17 protein-coding genes and 1 pseudogene are annotated in these 17,057 nt (G+C 62.7%); 15 read left to right on the top strand and 3 right to left on the bottom strand.

Annotation, left to right across the window (positions count from 1 at the left end; all coding sequences use genetic code 11):
* Window positions 1-66: 66 nt before the first annotated feature.
* The 10 genes from AB688_RS14005 to madM all read left to right on the top strand — a co-directional run bounded on the left by AB688_RS14005 (window position 67) and on the right by madM (window position 10,304).
* On the top strand, window positions 67-2,961 hold the full coding sequence (locus AB688_RS14005; protein WP_063544822.1) for a P-loop NTPase fold protein: 2,895 nt from the start codon (window positions 67-69) through the stop codon (window positions 2,959-2,961).
* Between the two features lie 124 nt (window positions 2,962-3,085).
* A complete protein-coding gene (mdcA, locus tag AB688_RS14010; RefSeq protein WP_063544823.1) occupies window positions 3,086-4,747 on the top strand; it encodes a malonate decarboxylase subunit alpha in 1,662 nt (553 codons plus the stop codon).
* Complete coding sequence (locus AB688_RS14015) at window positions 4,747-5,592, top strand: triphosphoribosyl-dephospho-CoA synthase (RefSeq protein WP_063544824.1); 846 nt, start codon at window positions 4,747-4,749, stop codon at window positions 5,590-5,592. The genes mdcA and AB688_RS14015 overlap by 1 nt, the downstream gene beginning before the upstream one ends.
* 1 nt (window position 5,593) lies before the next feature.
* Window positions 5,594-5,893 (top strand): malonate decarboxylase subunit delta, encoded by a 300-nt coding sequence (locus tag AB688_RS14020; protein ID WP_054891317.1) that lies wholly within the window; start codon window positions 5,594-5,596, stop codon window positions 5,891-5,893.
* A complete protein-coding gene (locus tag AB688_RS14025) occupies window positions 5,886-6,731 on the top strand; it encodes a biotin-independent malonate decarboxylase subunit beta (RefSeq protein WP_063544825.1) in 846 nt (281 codons plus the stop codon). The genes AB688_RS14020 and AB688_RS14025 overlap by 8 nt, the downstream gene beginning before the upstream one ends.
* Entirely contained in the window at window positions 6,731-7,522 is a 792-nt protein-coding gene (mdcE, locus tag AB688_RS14030) for a biotin-independent malonate decarboxylase subunit gamma (protein ID WP_063544826.1), read from the top strand. The genes AB688_RS14025 and mdcE overlap by 1 nt, the downstream gene beginning before the upstream one ends.
* A gap of 1 nt (window position 7,523) precedes the next feature.
* Entirely contained in the window at window positions 7,524-8,138 is a 615-nt protein-coding gene (locus AB688_RS14035; protein ID WP_063544827.1) for a malonate decarboxylase holo-ACP synthase, read from the top strand.
* A complete protein-coding gene (mdcH, locus tag AB688_RS14040) occupies window positions 8,135-9,055 on the top strand; it encodes a malonate decarboxylase subunit epsilon (RefSeq protein ID WP_063544828.1) in 921 nt (306 codons plus the stop codon). Before AB688_RS14035 ends, mdcH begins: the two co-directional genes overlap by 4 nt.
* A gap of 60 nt (window positions 9,056-9,115) precedes the next feature.
* Window positions 9,116-9,538, top strand: coding sequence for a malonate transporter subunit MadL (madL, locus tag AB688_RS14045; RefSeq protein ID WP_063544829.1), 423 nt, complete (start codon window positions 9,116-9,118; stop codon window positions 9,536-9,538).
* A 1-nt stretch (window position 9,539) separates the two neighbouring features.
* Entirely contained in the window at window positions 9,540-10,304 is a 765-nt protein-coding gene (gene madM, locus AB688_RS14050) for a malonate transporter subunit MadM (RefSeq protein ID WP_063544830.1), read from the top strand.
* A gap of 22 nt (window positions 10,305-10,326) precedes the next feature.
* Here madM and AB688_RS14055 read toward each other — a convergent pair whose 3' ends face one another.
* Complete coding sequence (locus tag AB688_RS14055; protein WP_054891430.1) at window positions 10,327-11,238, bottom strand: LysR substrate-binding domain-containing protein; 912 nt, start codon at window positions 11,236-11,238, stop codon at window positions 10,327-10,329.
* Window positions 11,239-11,488: 250 nt separating this feature from the next.
* On the opposite strand from AB688_RS14055, the gene AB688_RS14060 reads away from it, so the two are divergent.
* From AB688_RS14060 to AB688_RS14070, 3 genes and pseudogenes are all read left to right on the top strand, one after another.
* Window positions 11,489-12,040, top strand: a complete 552-nt coding sequence (locus AB688_RS14060) for an ATP-dependent Clp protease proteolytic subunit (protein ID WP_063544831.1) — start codon at window positions 11,489-11,491, stop codon at window positions 12,038-12,040.
* 231 nt (window positions 12,041-12,271) lie between these two features.
* Window positions 12,272-12,427 (top strand): annotated as a pseudogene (locus AB688_RS14065) (general stress protein); the annotation flags it as partial.
* A 128-nt stretch (window positions 12,428-12,555) separates the two neighbouring features.
* A complete protein-coding gene (locus AB688_RS14070; RefSeq protein WP_054891326.1) occupies window positions 12,556-12,834 on the top strand; it encodes a DUF6555 family protein in 279 nt (92 codons plus the stop codon).
* 78 nt (window positions 12,835-12,912) lie between these two features.
* On the opposite strand, the gene AB688_RS14075 is transcribed toward AB688_RS14070, so the two are convergent.
* A complete protein-coding gene (locus tag AB688_RS14075; protein ID WP_063544833.1) occupies window positions 12,913-14,019 on the bottom strand; it encodes an alkene reductase in 1,107 nt (368 codons plus the stop codon).
* 237 nt (window positions 14,020-14,256) lie between these two features.
* Window positions 14,257-15,264, bottom strand: a complete 1,008-nt coding sequence (locus AB688_RS14080) for an aldo/keto reductase (protein ID WP_054891328.1) — start codon at window positions 15,262-15,264, stop codon at window positions 14,257-14,259.
* A 295-nt stretch (window positions 15,265-15,559) separates the two neighbouring features.
* Here AB688_RS14080 and AB688_RS14085 point away from each other — a divergent pair, with 295 nt between their 5' ends.
* Window positions 15,560-16,030 (top strand): YbjN domain-containing protein, encoded by a 471-nt coding sequence (locus AB688_RS14085; RefSeq protein WP_063544834.1) that lies wholly within the window; start codon window positions 15,560-15,562, stop codon window positions 16,028-16,030.
* Entirely contained in the window at window positions 16,027-16,962 is a 936-nt protein-coding gene (locus AB688_RS14090) for a peptidylprolyl isomerase (protein WP_063544835.1), read from the top strand. Before AB688_RS14085 ends, AB688_RS14090 begins: the two co-directional genes overlap by 4 nt.
* The last annotated feature ends 95 nt before the right edge of the window (window positions 16,963-17,057 follow it).

Raw genomic sequence — 17,057 nt, forward strand, 5'->3', positions numbered from 1 at the left:
CTTGCTTGCTTTCTCTGTCGTGCGGGATACTTGCGCGCCAGGAGTGCACGTAAGGACGCAGTAGACATGCAACGCAATGCCCAGGAACCTGAGTTCTTTGTGTATTTGAAAGCCTATCTCTTGGGCTTTGTCATATTCGGTATTTATCAACTTGGTACGTGGCTAGGTCTCGGCCTCTATAAGGGGCTCCTTGCTCATCATCCTGCTATTTGGAAGTGGGGGGTGCTGGGCACACTATTGATGACAGCGTTGATGCTGGCTTACCTGTATGTGCGCGGCGGCCTCTGTCTGGCCCGCCGTTACACGCAAAGCAGGCGCGTTGACCTCCTCGCGTTCATTGTCCTGGGCGCGGTATCGAACGAACTCGCTTCGCCGCTGATGGACGTGCTTCACAAAGAGGTCGATAAACTGCCCGCATCGTCGGGGCTTCTGATCCTGATCGGTGGGCTTGTTATATTCTCGTCTGTCTTGACCGCACATCTGCGTCTGAACAGGCATGCTGACACGGTCAAGGAGGTTCATTTTCTCCAGGACAACGAAGTTTCGCTGCACGAACACGACCAGCTCGGCATGGCGCCCAGGGCAAAGGATTTTGCGGATGCGGTGTTGGCGTGTACCCAGCATGAGTCGATAGCGCTAGGTGTGGATGGCCCTTGGGGGGTTGGCAAGACAAGCTTTATCAACCTTGCTGCCAAACATTGGCAGCAGCCAGAAATTCTTGTGTTCCGCTTTGAACCATTGAAGTATGCAGGCGATGCCGACCTCGCTCAGCGCTTTGTAAGAGAGTTGATTGCGTGTATCCAGCGGGAAAGCTATGTGCCTGAACTCCAGCCTTTCGCCTCACGGTATTCTCGGTTGTTGAAAGGCAAGGCCGAGTTTTCGTTATTTGGTCTGAAAGTGGAACTGGAGCCGGGCAGCGATACACTGGACGAATTGCTGGAGAGTCTGGATTCGACGCTTGAGCGAGTGGGCAAAAAGTTGATCGTCGTGATCGATGATCTCGATCGATTGGAACCGTCGGCCATCAATAATGTGCTGTTCGGAATGAAGAAGGCTTTCAGGCTTCGCCGCGCAACGTACATTTTGTGCTATGACACCGAAATGTTGGTGGCGTTGGCTAGTGATGGTGAGCGGGCACGAGAGTTTCTTGAGAAGTTCGTCACATTAAAAGTTAACGTTTTCGTGGATGCTGCCGCGCTGGCGCGATACTTGAATCAAGACTGGAGAAAGGATGTTCCAGGATTGGATTTGGTCCCTGTGGAGCGGATGAGCAAGCTCACTCCATTACTTACGAAAATGGCGGAGATGCTGCAGGGTGAGCACGCGTCACGATATCTTGAGTTGATGGGCAATTTCCGCAAGATAAAAAGAATCATCAATGCCCTATTGGTAATGCAGTTGGAGAAAGTGTCTTACGACAATACGGACTTCAATCGTGACGATCTCGTGAATCTCGTGCTGTTGCAGCAAACCTATCCAGGCATGTTCAGACGTATCCATCTTGAGGAAGGCGGTGGGCGCAGCGGAATTTTTGGGGTGGTGTTTGACAATGACATGTCAAAATGCAAGCAGAGTCAAGAATACCTTGACCTAATCGAAGCTGGCCCACCGGGAAGCTCTTTTCTTCTGAAGCAGATATTTGGCGTCGCTGGCAGGCTAGTGGATCTTAATGAGATTGACAATAAAAAAACGCGGGCGTATGTCAATTTGGCGGGGGCGCGAAATCTGGAGCGGTACATTGACTTGATCCTTGAGCTTAAGGTGCCTGCACTAACGGAAACTCACATATTTTATAAAGCTTCTGTGCAAGAGTTGATCGCAGGGAAAACTATCGACGAGGTGCTCGGCAAACAGGAGTTCATTCATTCTTCTGGCCGTGGCGTACATATCCAGTTTTGGGGGATGCTAGCCGAGAATGCCTCGCGTCTTAAGGGGCCGCATATTCGCGAAATCTTAGAAAAAGCAATAGAAACGCTCCCCGACTACAGCTCTGTGTCGGGCTTCTTTCGGCGTTCGGATCGAGATGTAATGATAAGCGCACTCGCCAAGATTATAGATAGCTGCTTCTGGCGGGCCCAGCCGCAAGTAGGCGCGGCGAACACAAGCGAGAATATAATCGGCATTGCTCATTGGTTTTTTGGAGAGGAAAATTTTTCAGAAGGCCCGTTACTCAAAGGCCTGATTCGTCCGTCACGAGGAGTATTGGGCTGGAAGGATCTTTTGGTGTTTCGGCAACAGTGCTCGCTCGATCGCGGTGGGCAATTACACAACATAAGCCGCGCGCTGCTTAAACACAGTGACAGGGCAGCAGAGACGTCAGGGAATGTGTACCGACTTACGATAGAGGGTATGAGATTTCTCTCACAGAAAATATTTGATGATTTTTATGCTTCATACGTGAAGCAGAAGAAAAATATTTTCGAGGATATCGAGTCCTTGACTTTCGAACAGGTTGTGGGGAAGGGATTTTCAAGCTCTGGTGAGGATCTCGTCGACCAGAATACTCTCGACGAGTTTAGGTTATCCGTCGCGCTTTATATCTTGTACCAGTTAGCTAATCGAACAGGTCCTGGTGATTCGGGGGTTGGTTGTGGTTTCTACGACCGCGTAGGTGCGTCTGACGCAAACGGTATTTACAATGATATGAGTTCTTATATTCTGAACGTATGCTTTAATCCAGAACTTGACGTCCGCAATACTATGAGGTTCGTCCGATTCCTGATGTGGATGCTACAAGAAAGCCGTGGGTATGACGAAGACGAGATTAAGTTGGATTTTTCCTGGCGCCCTTTGTTAGACATGATTTCTGAGCCGATGCTCCGCGATTATTGGAACTCCAATAAAGCCACCATTCTGAAGGAGGTGGCCGCTTATGACGGAATGGCGATGAGAAAGGGACATCTGATTATCGACTGCCAACGCCATTGGCCCATCGTTTCAGACTATTTAGATAAGATTTAATCTTCCTCATCAGGAATAGTAGAACCATTACGCTCACCGTAACGATCGACCACCGTGCTTGATTGATGCCTCCCACCCCCCAGGCCTAAGGTGACCCCACGACAGCGAACCCGTGGAGTCACCAATGACCACAACGAAGAATCCACCGCCGCAATGGTCGAGAAGGCGCGCCGAAAAGCAGCGCCGTCTCGAGCGGGTGAGTCACCTCGCCGATGGCGTGGTACTGCCCACCGAGCGGATCGTCGAGGCCCTCGAACTGCTGATCGCCCCGGGTGATCGAGTGGTGCTCGAAGGCAACAACCAGAAGCAGGCGGACTTTCTTTCGCGCTCGCTGGCCAAGGCCGACCCTGGCCGTCTCCACGACCTGCACCTGATCATGCCCAGCGTCAGCCGCGCCGAGCACCTGGACCTGTTCGAACGCGGCATCGCGCGCAAGCTCGACTTCTCCTTCGCCGGCCCCCAGAGCCAGCGCATCGGCCAGTTGCTCGAAGACGGTCTGCTCGAAGTCGGCGCCATCCACACCTACATCGAGCTCTACTCGCGCCTGCTGGTGGACCTGATCCCCAACGTCACGCTGGTCGCAGGCTTCACTGCCGACCGCGATGGCAACCTCTACACCGGCCCGAGCACCGAGGACACTCCGGCGCTGGTCGAGCCCACGGCATTCAGCGATGGCATCGTCATCGCCCAGGTCAACCAGTTGGTTGACCGTGTCGACGATCTGCCCAGGGTGGACATTCCTGCCTCGTGGATCGACTTCGTGGTAGTCGCCGACCAGCCGTTCTACATCGAACCGTTGTTCACCCGCGACCCGCGCCATATCAAGCCGGTGCATGTGCTGATGGCGATGATGGCGATCCGCGGCATCTATGAAAAACACCAGGTGCAGTCGCTCAATCACGGCATCGGCTTCAATACCGCCGCCATCGAGCTGATCCTGCCGACCTACGGCGAGTCGCTGGGGCTCAAGGGCAAGATCTGCCGCAACTGGACCCTCAATCCTCACCCGACGCTGATTCCGGCCATCGAGACCGGCTGGGTACAGAGCGTGCACTGCTTCGGCACCGAGCTGGGCATGGAAGACTACATCGCCCAGCGTCCGGACGTGTTCTTCACCGGGCGCGACGGTTCGATGCGCTCCAACCGGCTGATGTGCCAGCTGGCGGGGCAGTACGCGGTGGACCTGTTCATCGGCGCCACCTTGCAGGTCGATGGCGACGGGCATTCTTCGACGGTCACCCGTGGCCGCCTGGCCGGTTTCGGCGGGGCACCGAACATGGGCCACGACCCACGCGGGCGACGCCACGCGACACCGGCCTGGCTGGACATGACCGTGCCCGAAACCCTGCTCGAGCGCGGGCGCAAGCTGGTGGTGCAGATGGTCGAGACCTACCAGGAGGGCGGTAAACCGACCTTCGTCGAAACCCTGGATGCGGTCGAGGTGGCGAAGAAGGCCGGCATGCCGCTGGCACCCGTGATGATCTACGGCGATGACGTCACCCACCTGCTCACCGAAGAGGGCATCGCCTACCTGTACAAGGCGCGCAGCCTGCAGGAACGCCAGCAGATGATCGCGGCGGTGGCCGGGGTCACCGCCATTGGCCTGCGCCATGAGCCCAAGGATACCGAGCGCCTGCGCCGCGAAGGGTTGGTGGCCTTGCCCGAAGACCTGGGCATCCGCCGTACCGACGCCACCCGTGAGTTGCTCGCCGCACGCAGTATCGCCGACCTCGTGGAGTGGTCCGGTGGCCTGTATAACCCGCCCGCACGCTTCAGGAGCTGGTGATGAAAGCACTTTGCCTACAGCCCCTGGCCTTGCCCGACCAATTGGCGGACCTGGCCGTCGAAGCCCTGATCGATGAGGCCGACCTCTCGCCCAAGCCTGGGCTGGTGGACCGGCGCGGCAGCGGCGCCCATGGCGACATGAACCTGGCCTTGATGCACGCCTCGGCGCTGTCGCTGTGGCCGTGCCTGCGACAGATGGCCGAAGCGGCGCAACGCCATGGCGAGATCGCTGCGCCGCTGCGCGCCGAGCTGGGACGCCTTGGGCGCGAAGGCGAGGCGACAATGCTCGCCACCACAGCCGGAGTGAATACCCATCGTGGTGCTATCTGGGCGCTGGGACTGCTGGTTGCGGCGCGGGCGCTGAGCCCGCTGAGCAGCGACCCGCATACCCTTGCCGCCCTTGCCGGGCGCCTTGCGCTGATCGATGATCCGGCCGCCCCCGCACAGGACAGCCACGGCACCCAGGTGCGCCGCCGCTATGGCGCAGGTGGAGCGCGCGAGCAGGCCCAGCAAGGCTTTCCGGCGATCACCGGTCACGCTCTGCCGCAACTCTGGCGCAGCCGCGCCGCTGGCGCCAGCGAGACCCATGCACGCCTGGATGCGCTGCTGGCGATCATGGCTTCGCTGAGCGACACCTGCGTGCTCTGGCGTGCCGGTCAGCAAGGCCTGGATGCCCTGCAGCAAGGGGCCCGTGCGGTGCTTGATGCAGGCGGCAGCGCGAGTTTGGCGGGTCGCCGTCAACTGCGCGCCCTGGATGCGCGCCTGCTGCAACTCAATGCCTCTCCAGGCGGTGCTGCCGATCTGCTGGCCGCCTGCCTGTTCCTCGACAAAGCCGGGAGCCTGTGACATGGAAACCCTGAACTTTCAATTCCCCGCTGCGCAACCGGGCCGTGGCCGTGCCCTGGTCGGCTGCGTCAGCTCCGGCGACCTGGAGGTGCTGATCGAGCCCGGCCAGGCCGGCAGCCTCGATATCCAGGTCGTGACCTCGGTCAACGGCAGCCAGGCACGCTGGAGCCAGCTGTTCCAGCGCCTGTTCGACGGCCGCAGCTTGCCTGCGCTGAAGATCGACATCCATGATTTCGGCGCCACGCCCGGCGTAGTGCGCCTGCGCCTGGAACAAGGCTTCGAGGAGATCGGCCATGACTGATAACGAACGCCTGTTGCACAGCCGCAGTTTCGTCGAACTGGGGGCCCGCCAGCGTGCCAGGGCCTTGCTCGATGCGGGCAGTTTCCGCGAGCTGCTTGGCCCCTTCGACCGCCTGATGTCGCCCTGGCTGCCACGCCAAGGCATCGTGCCGCAGGCCGATGACGGCGTGGTCATCGCCAAGGGCACGCTCGACGGCCGTCCCGCCGTGGTCGCAGCCATCGAAGGCGGGTTCCAGGGCGGCAGCATGGGCGAGGTGGGGGGCGCGAAGATCGCCGGCGCCTTGGAACTGGCCGTCGAAGACAACCGTAACGGTGTCCCCACCTGCGCCGTGCTGTTGCTGGAGACCGGGGGCGTGCGCCTGCAGGAGGCCAACCTGGGCCTGGCGGCGATTGCCGAGATCCAGGCCGCGATCGTCGAACTGCGTGCCTACCGGCCGGTCATTGGCGTGATCGCGGGTTCAGTCGGCTGCTTCGGCGGCATGTCCATTGCCGCCGGGCTGTGCAGCCATCTGCTGGTAACCCGCGAAGCACGCCTGGGCCTCAATGGCCCACAGGTGATCGAGCAGGAAGCGGGGATCGGTGAGTACGACTCGCGTGACCGGCCTTTCATCTGGAGCCTGACCGGTGGCGAGCAGCGCCACGCCAGCGGCTTGGCGGACGGCTACGTCGCCGATGACGTCGAGGCTGTTCGCAGCCAGTTGCTGGCGTTGCTGGACGCACCTTCTGCGCAGCGTGCCAGCCGCCATCAGTGGTTTCTTGAGCGCCTGGCGCAACTGGGTGATGACTGCCCGCAACTCGATGCCGCCGCCGTGCGTGCCCTGTATCAAGGAGATGCCTGATGAACCGTGCCCAGAACTGGTTGCAGGGCCTTGCCAGCGGCGAGTCGCTGCCAGGCTTCCCCGCCTCGGTGCAGGTGGTCGATGGCGAGCTGGACAATCGCCTGGCGCGCTTTATCGCCGTGGTGCCCGATGCGCGCAATCCCTTTGTACGCGCCCGTAGCGGCGAGGTTGGCCTGCTTGAAGGCTGGGGCCTGGCCAAGGCGGTCGCCGAGGCGGTGGAGGCCGACCGCGACAGTGAGAAGCGCGTGCTGGTTGCGCTGATCGATGTACCCAGCCAGGCCTACGGGCGGCGTGAGGAAGCGCTGGGCATCCACCAGGCCCTGGCCGGTGCGGTGGAAGCGTATGCCCAGGCGCGCCTGGCCGGGCATCCGGTGATCGGGCTGCTGGTGGGCAAGGCGATGTCCGGGGCGTTTCTTGCCCACGGCTACCAGGCGCAGCGCCTGATCGCGCTGGATGACAGTGGCGTCATGGTGCATGCGATGGGCAAGGCGGCAGCGGCGCGTATCACCCTGCGCAGTGTCGAGGACCTGGAAGCCTTGGCCGCCGAAGTGCCACCGATGGCCTACGACCTGAAAAGCTACGCCTCACTGGGGCTGCTGCACACGCGTCTTGCCGTGGATAACGCGCAGGCGCCGACCGCCCGGGATCTGGTACAGGTCCGTGCCTGCCTGATCGATGCCGTGCGCGACATTGGCGATACCACCGACCTGCGTAGTCGCCTGAACGGCGAGCATCGCAGCGCCTCCCGCGAGGTGCGTCAGCGCCTGCGCAGCCAATGGCAGGAGGCCTGAGATGTACGCCCCGCGCCCACATGACCTGCTCTGGGGCATGACTCCGGCCATGCTGCCTGCCGATGCGCCTGCCTGGGTGCACTCGGTGCTGGCAGCCGGCGAGCCGGTGGTAGTGCGCCGGGCGCTGGTGGCACCGGACCAGGTGGCGGTCGGGGTACGCGGGAGAGGGCGCGAGCAGCGTTTTGCCTGGCAGATGCGCCTGCTGGACATCGAGCGCTGGGTCAGCCCCGAAGCGCTGCGCTGGGAGGGCGAGTTGTCGTCGCCAGCCTTGCGTGCGTTATCGCAGGTCAGCGCTTGGTTGAACGATCGCGAGTGGCTGTGGGGACCTACCGGCAGCACGGGTTTCCAGCTCGCGACGGGAATCGAGGTGCTGCACGCTGGCAGCGATCTTGATCTGCTGCTGCGTGCCCCTGTGTCGATACCTCGTGAGCAGGCCGCTCGACTGCTGAAACAGTTGGAAGGCGCGGCCTGTCGCGTCGATGCGCAACTGGAAACGCCCGAGGGGGCGGTTGCCTTGCGCGAATGGGCCAGCGGGGCGCGTCGGGTGCTGCTCAAGTCGGCGGCTGGCGTGCGTCTGGTGAGTGATCCGTGGCAACTGCAGGAGGATGCGGCATGAGCAGCCTGTTCGCGTTCCCGGGGCAGGGCGCCCAGCAGGTGGGGATGCTTCATTGCCTGCCGGAGGGCAGTTCGGATCTGCTCGAAGCGGCCAGCGAGGCGCTGGGCGAGCAGGTGCTCACGCTCGACAGCGCCGAGGCGTTGCGCCATACCCGCGCCGTGCAGCTGTGCCTGCTGTTGACCGGCGTGGCATGGGCGCGCTGGCTGATGCGACGCAGCCCGGCACCGGAGTATGTGGCCGGGTTGTCGATCGGTGCCTATGCCGCGGCGGTCACCGCCGATGCGCTGGCACTGGAGGACGCCGTACGCCTGGTGTCGCTGCGCGGCGGGCTGATGCAGCAGGCTTATCCGACAGGCTACGGCATGACGGCCTTGAGCGGCCTGGACCTGCCCAGTGTCGAGCGTTTGCTGGAAGCGGTCGGGGGTGAGGTGTACCTCGCCAACCTCAACAGCGACAACCAGATCGTCATCGCCGGCAGCGATGCCGCGATGACAGCGGTCGCCGCGCGCGCGCGCAGCCTGGGGCAGGGCGTGGCCCGGCGCCTGGCGGTCAGTGTGCCGTCGCATTGCCCTCTGTTGGCGGCGCCTGCGGCTACCCTGGCCGCAGCGTTCTGCGAGGTCGAATTGCGTCGCCCACGCATCACCTACCTCAGCGGCAGCACGGCACGACCGATTTTCGATCCGGCACGCCTGCGCGACGACCTGGCCGGCAACATGGCCCGCATCGTCGACTGGCGCGCGACCCTGCGCGGCGCCTGGGAGCGCGGTGTGCGCCTGCACCTCGAATTGCCGCCGGGCAGCGTACTCACGGGTCTTGCCAGGCGAGTCTTCGAGCCTGGAAAGGTGCTGAGCGTGGAGTCCACCCGTGCCGACAGCATCGATGCACTGTTGCGTCAGGAGGTGGCCGACAACCGATGACCGCGCTGTAGCTCGAAGGACAACAACAAACAACTTCGATACAACCTGAGGACAACAACAATGATCATCTATGGTGTGGCTCTGCTGGCGGTGTGCACGCTGGCCGGCGTTATCGTCGGCGACTTCCTGGGCGTGCTGCTGGGCGTCAAATCCAATGTGGGCGGGGTCGGCATCGCCATGATCCTGCTGATCTGTGCGCGGCTGTACATGCACCGCAAGGGTGGCATGAGCAAAGAGTGCGAGTTCGGTGTCGGTTTCTGGGGCGCGATGTACATCCCGGTGGTGGTGGCCATGGCGGCCCAGCAGAATGTGGTCACTGCCCTGCACGGCGGGCCTGTGGCCGTGGTGGCCGCGGTCGGTGCGGTGCTGGTGTGCGGCGCGACCATCGCGCTGATCAGCCGCAGTCACCGCGGCGAGCCGCTGCCGGCGCTCGATGCGACACCGCCAGCCTCGGTGCAGCCTGCACCTGCGGGAGGTCGTTGATATGTGGCCACTCATTGAGAAAGCCCTGGAACACAATGACCTGATCACCGCTTTCGCCGTCGTCGGTGCGGTGATGTGGGTATCGGTGATGCTCTCCAAGTACCTCACCTTCGGCCGTGTGCACGGCTCGGCCGTCGCCATCGTCATCGGCCTGGTGCTGGCCTGGATCGGCGGCAACCTGACCGGCGGCCAGAAAGGCCTGGCGGACGTGACGCTGTTTTCCGGGATCGGGCTGATGGGGGGAGCGATGCTGCGCGATTTCGCTATCGTCGCCACCGCCTTCGAAGTGCAGGCCACCGAAGCGCGCAAGGCCGGGATGATTGGCGCGGTGGCGCTGTTGCTGGGAACTGTGCTGCCGTTCATCGTCGGCGCGGCGGTGGCCTGGGCCTTTGGTTATCGCGATGCGGTCAGTATCACCACCATCGGCGCGGGCGCGGTGACCTATATCGTCGGACCGGTGACCGGGGCGGCGCTGGGGGCAAGCTCCGATGTGATGGCCTTGTCGATTGCAACAGGCCTGATCAAGGCGATCCTGGTGATGGTGTTCACGCCAGTGTCGGCACGTATGCTGGCCCTGGACAACCCGCGCTCGGCGATGGTGTTCGGCGGCCTGGCCGGGACCGTTTCCGGTGTGACGGCCGGGCTGGCTGCAACGGATCGGCGCTTGGTGCCTTATGGTGCGCTGACCGCCACTTTCCATACCGGGCTGGGGTGCCTGATGGGGCCGTCGATCCTGTATTTCTGTGTACGCGGCCTGGTGGGATGAGGAGGACAGTCGGCCTGGGCTGTCACCCTTCGCGACTGTACATCCGGCATTCAGCCAGTAGCGCCAGCAGGTTCGGCTCGCGCTCGCGGGCCTTGAGAAACACCGCACCGATGTGCTGCTGCAACCGGTAGCGCGGTTGCAGCGCGATCAAGCGCACGCGGTTCTCGTACACCGCGGCGATACGTCCCGGCAGCAGCGCATAGCCCACCCCGGAACTGACCATGCTCAGCAGGGTGAAGATATCGTTGACCTGCATCGCCACTTTCGGTTCGAAGCCGGCCTGCTCGAACACCCGCGCGCCGTCACGGTGGGTGGCGAAACCCTGGGTAAGGGTGATGAAGGTGGAGTCGGCCAGGTCCGCCAGGTCGACTTCGGCCTGCTCGGCGAACGGCGAATCGGTCGGCACGGCCAGGAAGATATCGTCGGAAAACAGCGCCAGGTGTTCGCAGGCCGGATCGTTGATGCTGTCGTCGAGCGAGACCAGGATGGCGTCCAGTTCATGGTTCTTGAGACGGTGCAGCAAGTCGACGTTCGAGCCGAGCGTGAGGTCGATGTTCAGCTCGCTGCGGCGCAGCTTCAGGCCCATAACCAGCTTGGGCACGGTCTTGACCGTGAGCGAGTACAGCGCCCCGAGGCGAAAGCGTTCGGCATAGAAACCTGCGGCCTCGCGGGTCTGGCGCACCATCTGCTCGGCGTCCTGCAGCAGTTGTCGGGCCTTTTTCTCCAGCACATAGGCGCTTTCCAGCGGGATCAGCTGGCGGCCTTCGTGCTTGAACAGCGGGCAGCGAAGGGCGTTTTCCAGCGAGTGGATCGCCCGGTGCACGCTGACCGCGCTGGTCGACAGTTCGCTGGCGGCACGGCCCAGGTTGCCGCTGCGCATGAAGGCGAGAAAGGTCTCGAGCTTCTTCAGGGTCAGTTCTTCGTCGATCAGCATGCACAGGCGCTCGCGGGCGGTCGGAGCGTCGATGATGCCACAGCACGGCGCGGCCCAGGCAGCCTTGCACAGGGGCGCGTCGCCGTCGGTGTCCACCGGCAGGCGCAGGGCTGGGTGTTGCGGGGGAACTTTGCCGGGCCAGACGATTCCACCGAATGCCGGACCTTCTGCAGCGGCTGCACGCTGCCTCCGGTATCGCCAGCCCGACCGACTGAACCATCGTCTTCGATGGACGACCCTGGAGGTATGCATGGCCCGACATATCATTCACTTCACCGGCCCGATCAATTCCTCGACCTGTGGCAACCTGATCAGTACCTGCTCACGTGCCGTGCAGCAGGGCGCCGAGGTGTTGCAGATCAACATCGCCACCATGGGCGGCGAGTGCAGCTATGGCTTCACGCTGTACAACTTCCTGCTTGGCCAGCCGGTGCCGGTGCACACCCATAACCTCGGCACCGTCGAGTCGATGGGCAATATCCTGTTTCTTGCCGGCAGCCATCGTACGGCTTGCCAGTACAGCAAGTTCCTCTTTCACCCGTTCCACTGGACCCTGCACGGCTCGGTGGACCACTCGCGCATGGCCGAGTACGCCATGAGCCTGGACTACGACCTGCGTCTGTATGCCGAGATCGTCGCCGAACGTACGCAAGGCTCGGCCGAGGACCTGGATGTGGTGCGCTACCTGATGGCCTATCCACGCATCCTGGGGCCACGTGAGGCCCTGTCCAGCGGAATGATCCATGCGATCGATGAACTGCCGGTCGCGGCCGATGTGGTGCAGTGGAGCGTGCATGCCTGAAGCCTGCGCTGGAGGGCGGCCAAGAGGTTGGTGCGCAAGCGTTCGCTATCGCCGCCTTTTAGCGCCGCCGGTCAGTCCGTCTGCAATGTGATGGAGCAGATGGTCGCACATCCGCTCGGAACTCTTGTGGGGCGCGTATTCGTGCCTTACGCCACAGACCCGTAAAGGAGAAATGACATGGCACACGACCAGGATCGCCCAAGCCAACGTGGTGGCACCAAGGAAACCAACCCTGGCAACTTCGCCAACGACCGCGAGCGGGCTTCCCGTGCAGGCCAGAAGGGCGGCAAGAATTCGGGGGGCAACTTCGCCAATGATCGAGCTCGTGCTTCCGAAGCCGGGCGCCGGGGTGGCCAGAACAGCCACGGCGGTGGTCGCAGTCAATGAGCAAGCGGCTGCTCAGCTGCAGACGGTGCAGCCTTGGCAGGGTTTTTCAGCGGGTTCGATAATCTTTTGAATCTTCACGGAAAACCCTGATCAATCAGTAGTCATCCATGGAGAAGAGGAGGCCCGTGATGCCAGCCCCACAGTTGTACATCATCGAATACACGCTGCACGACGAGGCGCGCAGCTTCATCATTCGATCGGAGCGAATGGACAATGCCGAGGCTTGGCATTGGGCCAGTTGTGATGCAGGGGTCGGGATCATTCCGAAGTTCGGACGAGAGAAGATCAAGAAGGTGAGTCGACCCATGGCCGAGCGTTATGGGGTGACCGGGGTGAGTTGGCGGTTGTCCGGGAGCAAGCCTGCACCTGCTCAAGGCGAACGCAAACCCGATCACGCAGCGGGATAACGGCTTCGCAGCTGAACCTGCTTTCACAGAGCTAGCGCCTGCAGGCGCGGTCAAGTCCGCGCCTGCATAGCTCCGGTATCAAGCCCGGCGCAACGCGGGGTAGTCCGTATAGCCTTCGGCGCCATTGGCGTAATCGAACTGTGCGCGGTGCTCGTTCAAAGGCGCTTGCTGCTGCAGGCGTTCCACCAGGTCCGGGTTGGCGATATAGCTGCGCCCGAAGGCCACCGCATCGATCAGCCCACGCGCAATCAGCGCCTCGGCTTTTTCCGGGGTGTAGCCGCCAGCCGCTACGATCACCCCCGGATACACGGCGCGAATCGCCTCGCGGAATTCGTCACGCAGCGGCTTGCCACCGGCCCAATCCGGCTCCGAAAGATGCAGGTAAGCCAGGTTGCGCTTGGCCAGTTCTTCGATCAGGTACAGCGCTGCGGCTTCCTGATCCTCACCGTTGTCGACCCCATTGAACGGCCCCAGCGGGAAGATGCGGATCGCCACGCGGTCGGCGCTCCAGGCGGCGATGGCGGCGTCCACCGCTTCCAGCACGATCCGTGCGCGATTCTCGACGCTGCCGCCGTAGCGGTCTTCACGCACGTTGGCGCTGGGCGAGAGGAACTGGTGCAGCAGGTAACCATGGGCGGCGTGCAGTTCGATCAGGTCGAAGCCTGCGTGCTGCGCATTGTGGGCGGCCTGGCCGAAGTCAGCGACGATGTCGGCGATTTCGGCTTCGCTCAACGCCCGCGGCGCGGAGGTTTCGACGCGAATGACATTGCCCTGTGCGTCGCGCAGCGAGGTGCGGGCATCAGCGGGCAATGCCGAGGGCGCGACCGGCGCGGCCTGGCCGGGCTGTAGCGAGGTGTGGGAAATACGTCCGGTATGCCAGACCTGTACCGCGCTGTGCCCACCTGCTGCGTGGATGCGTTCGTTGATCAGGCGCCAACCGGCGATCTGCTCGTCGGTGTGGATACCGGGTGATCCCGAATAGCCTTTGGCCTGGAAGGAAATCTGTGTCGCTTCGCTGATGATCAACCCGGCACTGGCACGCTGGCTGTAGTACTCGGCCATCAGCGGCGTGGGTACATCGCCCGGTTCCAGGCTGCGCAGGCGTGTCAGGGGCGCCATGAAGACGCGGTTTGGCAGGGTGAGGGGGCCGACTTGAACGGGGCGGAACAGGTGCTCGAGTGTCATTGAAGCCTCTGGGTGCAGTAAATACGATGGGCTGCACCATACCTGTCCCATTGGGGAAAGGGGGGACCGGTATCCCCGCTTATCGCTCCCCAATGGCCTGCAATAGAGCGTTTACGGCGTATCCAGTAGCAGAAAGTCGCCTATCCGGGAGGCTATCTGTAGTACCTGAGCCGCCGACGAGTGTCGACGGCGTCACGGGCGATCATCGATTTCGTTCGGGAGGAACGGCGGCGCACTTCAGCGCGCCAAGCGTCCGCTGACAAAGTGTGCGACGTCATTGAACCCCGGCGTCGAGGCATGCCCCGGTGTTACCAGCGAATCGATGAAGGCTTCGTCCTCGGCGGTGATGTTGACCTCCAGCGCTCCGGCGTAGGTTTCCCACTGCGCCTCGGTACGCGGCCCGACGATGGCCGAACTGACCAGTTGGTTGTTGAGCACCCAGGCGATGGCGAATTCGACGATACCTACGCCCTTGGCGTCGGTGTAGGCGTGGATCTTCTGGGCGATGGCCAGCGACTCCTGACGCCACTCCACCTCCATGATCCGCTTGTCCTGGCGCCCGGCGCGGCTGCCGGCGTCAGGGGTCGAGCCTGGCGCATACTTGCCGCTGAGCACGCCTCGGGCCAGGGGACTGAAGGGCACCACGCCCAGCCCGTGGTAGGCCGCGGCGGTCAGTTGCTCGGGCTCGGCCTGGCGGTTGACGATGTTGTACAGCGGCTGGCTCACCACAGGCTTGGGCACCCCGAGGCGTTCGGCCAGGTTGCAGATCTCGGCGATGCGCCAGCCGCGGAAGTTGGACACGCCCCAATAGCGGATCTTGCCTTGCTGCAGCAGATCACCGATGGCTCGCACGGTCTCTTCCAGCGGTACCTTGTGGTCTTCGCGGTGCAGGTAGTAGATGTCCAGGTAGTCGGTGTCCATGCGCGTCAGTGTTGCCTCCAGCGCATTGAACAGGTGCTTGCGTGACAGCCCGCTGCGGTTGGGCAGGCCGTCTGCCGGACCGTAGCCGGCCTTGGAGGCAACGATCCAGTCCTGGCGATGGCGTGCCACCGCCTCGCCGACGATCTCCTCGGAGCGCCCGGCGTTGTAGACATCGGCGGTGTCGATGAAGTTGATGCCCTGGTCCCAGGCGCGGTCGATGATGCGCAGCGAAGCCTCGGTATCGGTCTGTTCGCCGAACATCATGCTGCCCAGGGTCAGGGCTGAGACTTGCAGGCCGGAGCGGCCGAGAGGGCGGTAGCGCATGCTGGAGGTCCTTGCGTCGAAGAAGATGGTTGGACCGTTTTTACACACAAGCCCCGGGCTTTGAAAGGGCGGAGGATAGGGTTCGCCGCGATGTGCCGATGCCAGGGCAAAGAGAATTTCTGGCCGAGCGCAATCCTTGTGCTACTACTTGATATCGACACGCGCGATTGCAGATGGACGGTCGCAGAGGCAGGGAATTCGCCAGCGCTGATGTCTTGCCAGCCCCCGCTATAGCCGTCTTCCTGCTGCGTGTGAATGAATCCGAGCTGTTTCATCACCACAAGGAAGGCTACACATGACCGAAGTCACCCTGATCGAAACCGTGAGCGCCGATTCCCTGACCAAGCTGCTGCAGGATGCCGGCTGCCGGGTCAATCGTAGCGAGCAGAATGCCGTCGTGCAGCTGCTCAGCGCCAGCCAGGGCGTGGGTTACGCAGTACGGTTCGGCAATCGAGCCAAGGACCAGGAGGGCGAGTTCCTCGACTTTACCTTCAGTTGCGCGTTGCGCATCCAGGGCGAGCTGCCGGTCGGGCTGGCCGAGCGCTGGAACGCCAGCCGTCGTTTCGCCCGGCTGTCGGTGCAGGGCGAGTTCCTGGTGATGGAAAAGGACGTGGTGGTGGCCGATGGCGTCAGCGAGAAGCATCTGCTGGGTAGCCTGGTGCTGTGGGATCGTCTGCTGCAGGAGTTCATCGTCTACCTGCGCGACTACAGCCGCACTGTCGCCGACCAGACCGAACAGGTGGCTGGCGCGGCGACTGCTTCGTGACTTCCCGTACCTTCTGGGCCGGCGCGGGTGCGCTGGCCGTCGTTGCCGTGGCTGTCGCCCTTGTTCTACGTCCGGGGGAGGAGCCGATCGCCGCAGCGCACCCGGCGGCGACCGAGGTCAAAGGACCGGTGTTGGCCAGCCTGGGCGAACAGAGGGTCGGCAGCGACGAGCTGACGACGCTGCTGGCGCAGTTACCGGAGCCGACCCGCGAGCACCTGCGTGGCGATCGTCCGGCACTGGAGGCATGGATTCGCGCCCGCCTGGCAGAAAAGGCGCTGTATCGCCAGGCCGAAGCCAAGGGCTGGCCACAGCGTCCAGATGTCGAGGCGCAGACCCGTGCGGTGAGCGAACAGATCGTATTGCGCGACTACCTCGCTTCGGTCACGCAAGTGCCTGACGATTACCCGAACCAGGCAGAGCTTGAGCAGGCGTACCAAGCCAACAAGGACGAACTGCGCCTGCCGGTACGCTATCGCTTGAGCCAGATTTTCCTGCGGGTCGAAAATCCCAAGGACGACGAGGCAGTGGTCAAGCAGGCCCAGGCCCTGGCCAAGCAGGCACGCGACGGCAATTTCGCCACGCTCGCCCGCGAGCACTCCCAGGACACCGGCACTGCCGCCCAAGGCGGCGACAGCGGGCTGCAGGCGCTCGACCAGTTGCTACCTGAAGTGCGTGAGGTGGTGACGCGGCTCAAGGTCGACGGAGTGAGTGAACCGGTGCGCACGGCGGCGGGCCTGCACATCATCAAGTTGGTCGAACAGCAACCGGCGCGGGCGGCAACCCTGGAGGAGGTGACACCGCAACTGACCCAACTGCTCAGGGCACAACGCCAGGAGCAACTGGTGCGCAATTACGTCAACGGCATGTTCGATTCGGCGACCTTGAGTATCGACGGGGCGGCATTGAACCAGGTGCTGGAGGCCAGTCGCTGATGCTCTAGGTCTGTATGAAAAGTCTTGAGACGAAGGTCAGGCAAGGCGAAAACAGCCGAGGAACGGTCGGAGTCGCGCTCGACTTTACGGGTTGT

Source organism: Pseudomonas putida, assembly GCF_001636055.1.
GTDB classification, from domain to species: Bacteria; Pseudomonadota; Gammaproteobacteria; order Pseudomonadales; family Pseudomonadaceae; genus Aquipseudomonas; species Aquipseudomonas machongensis.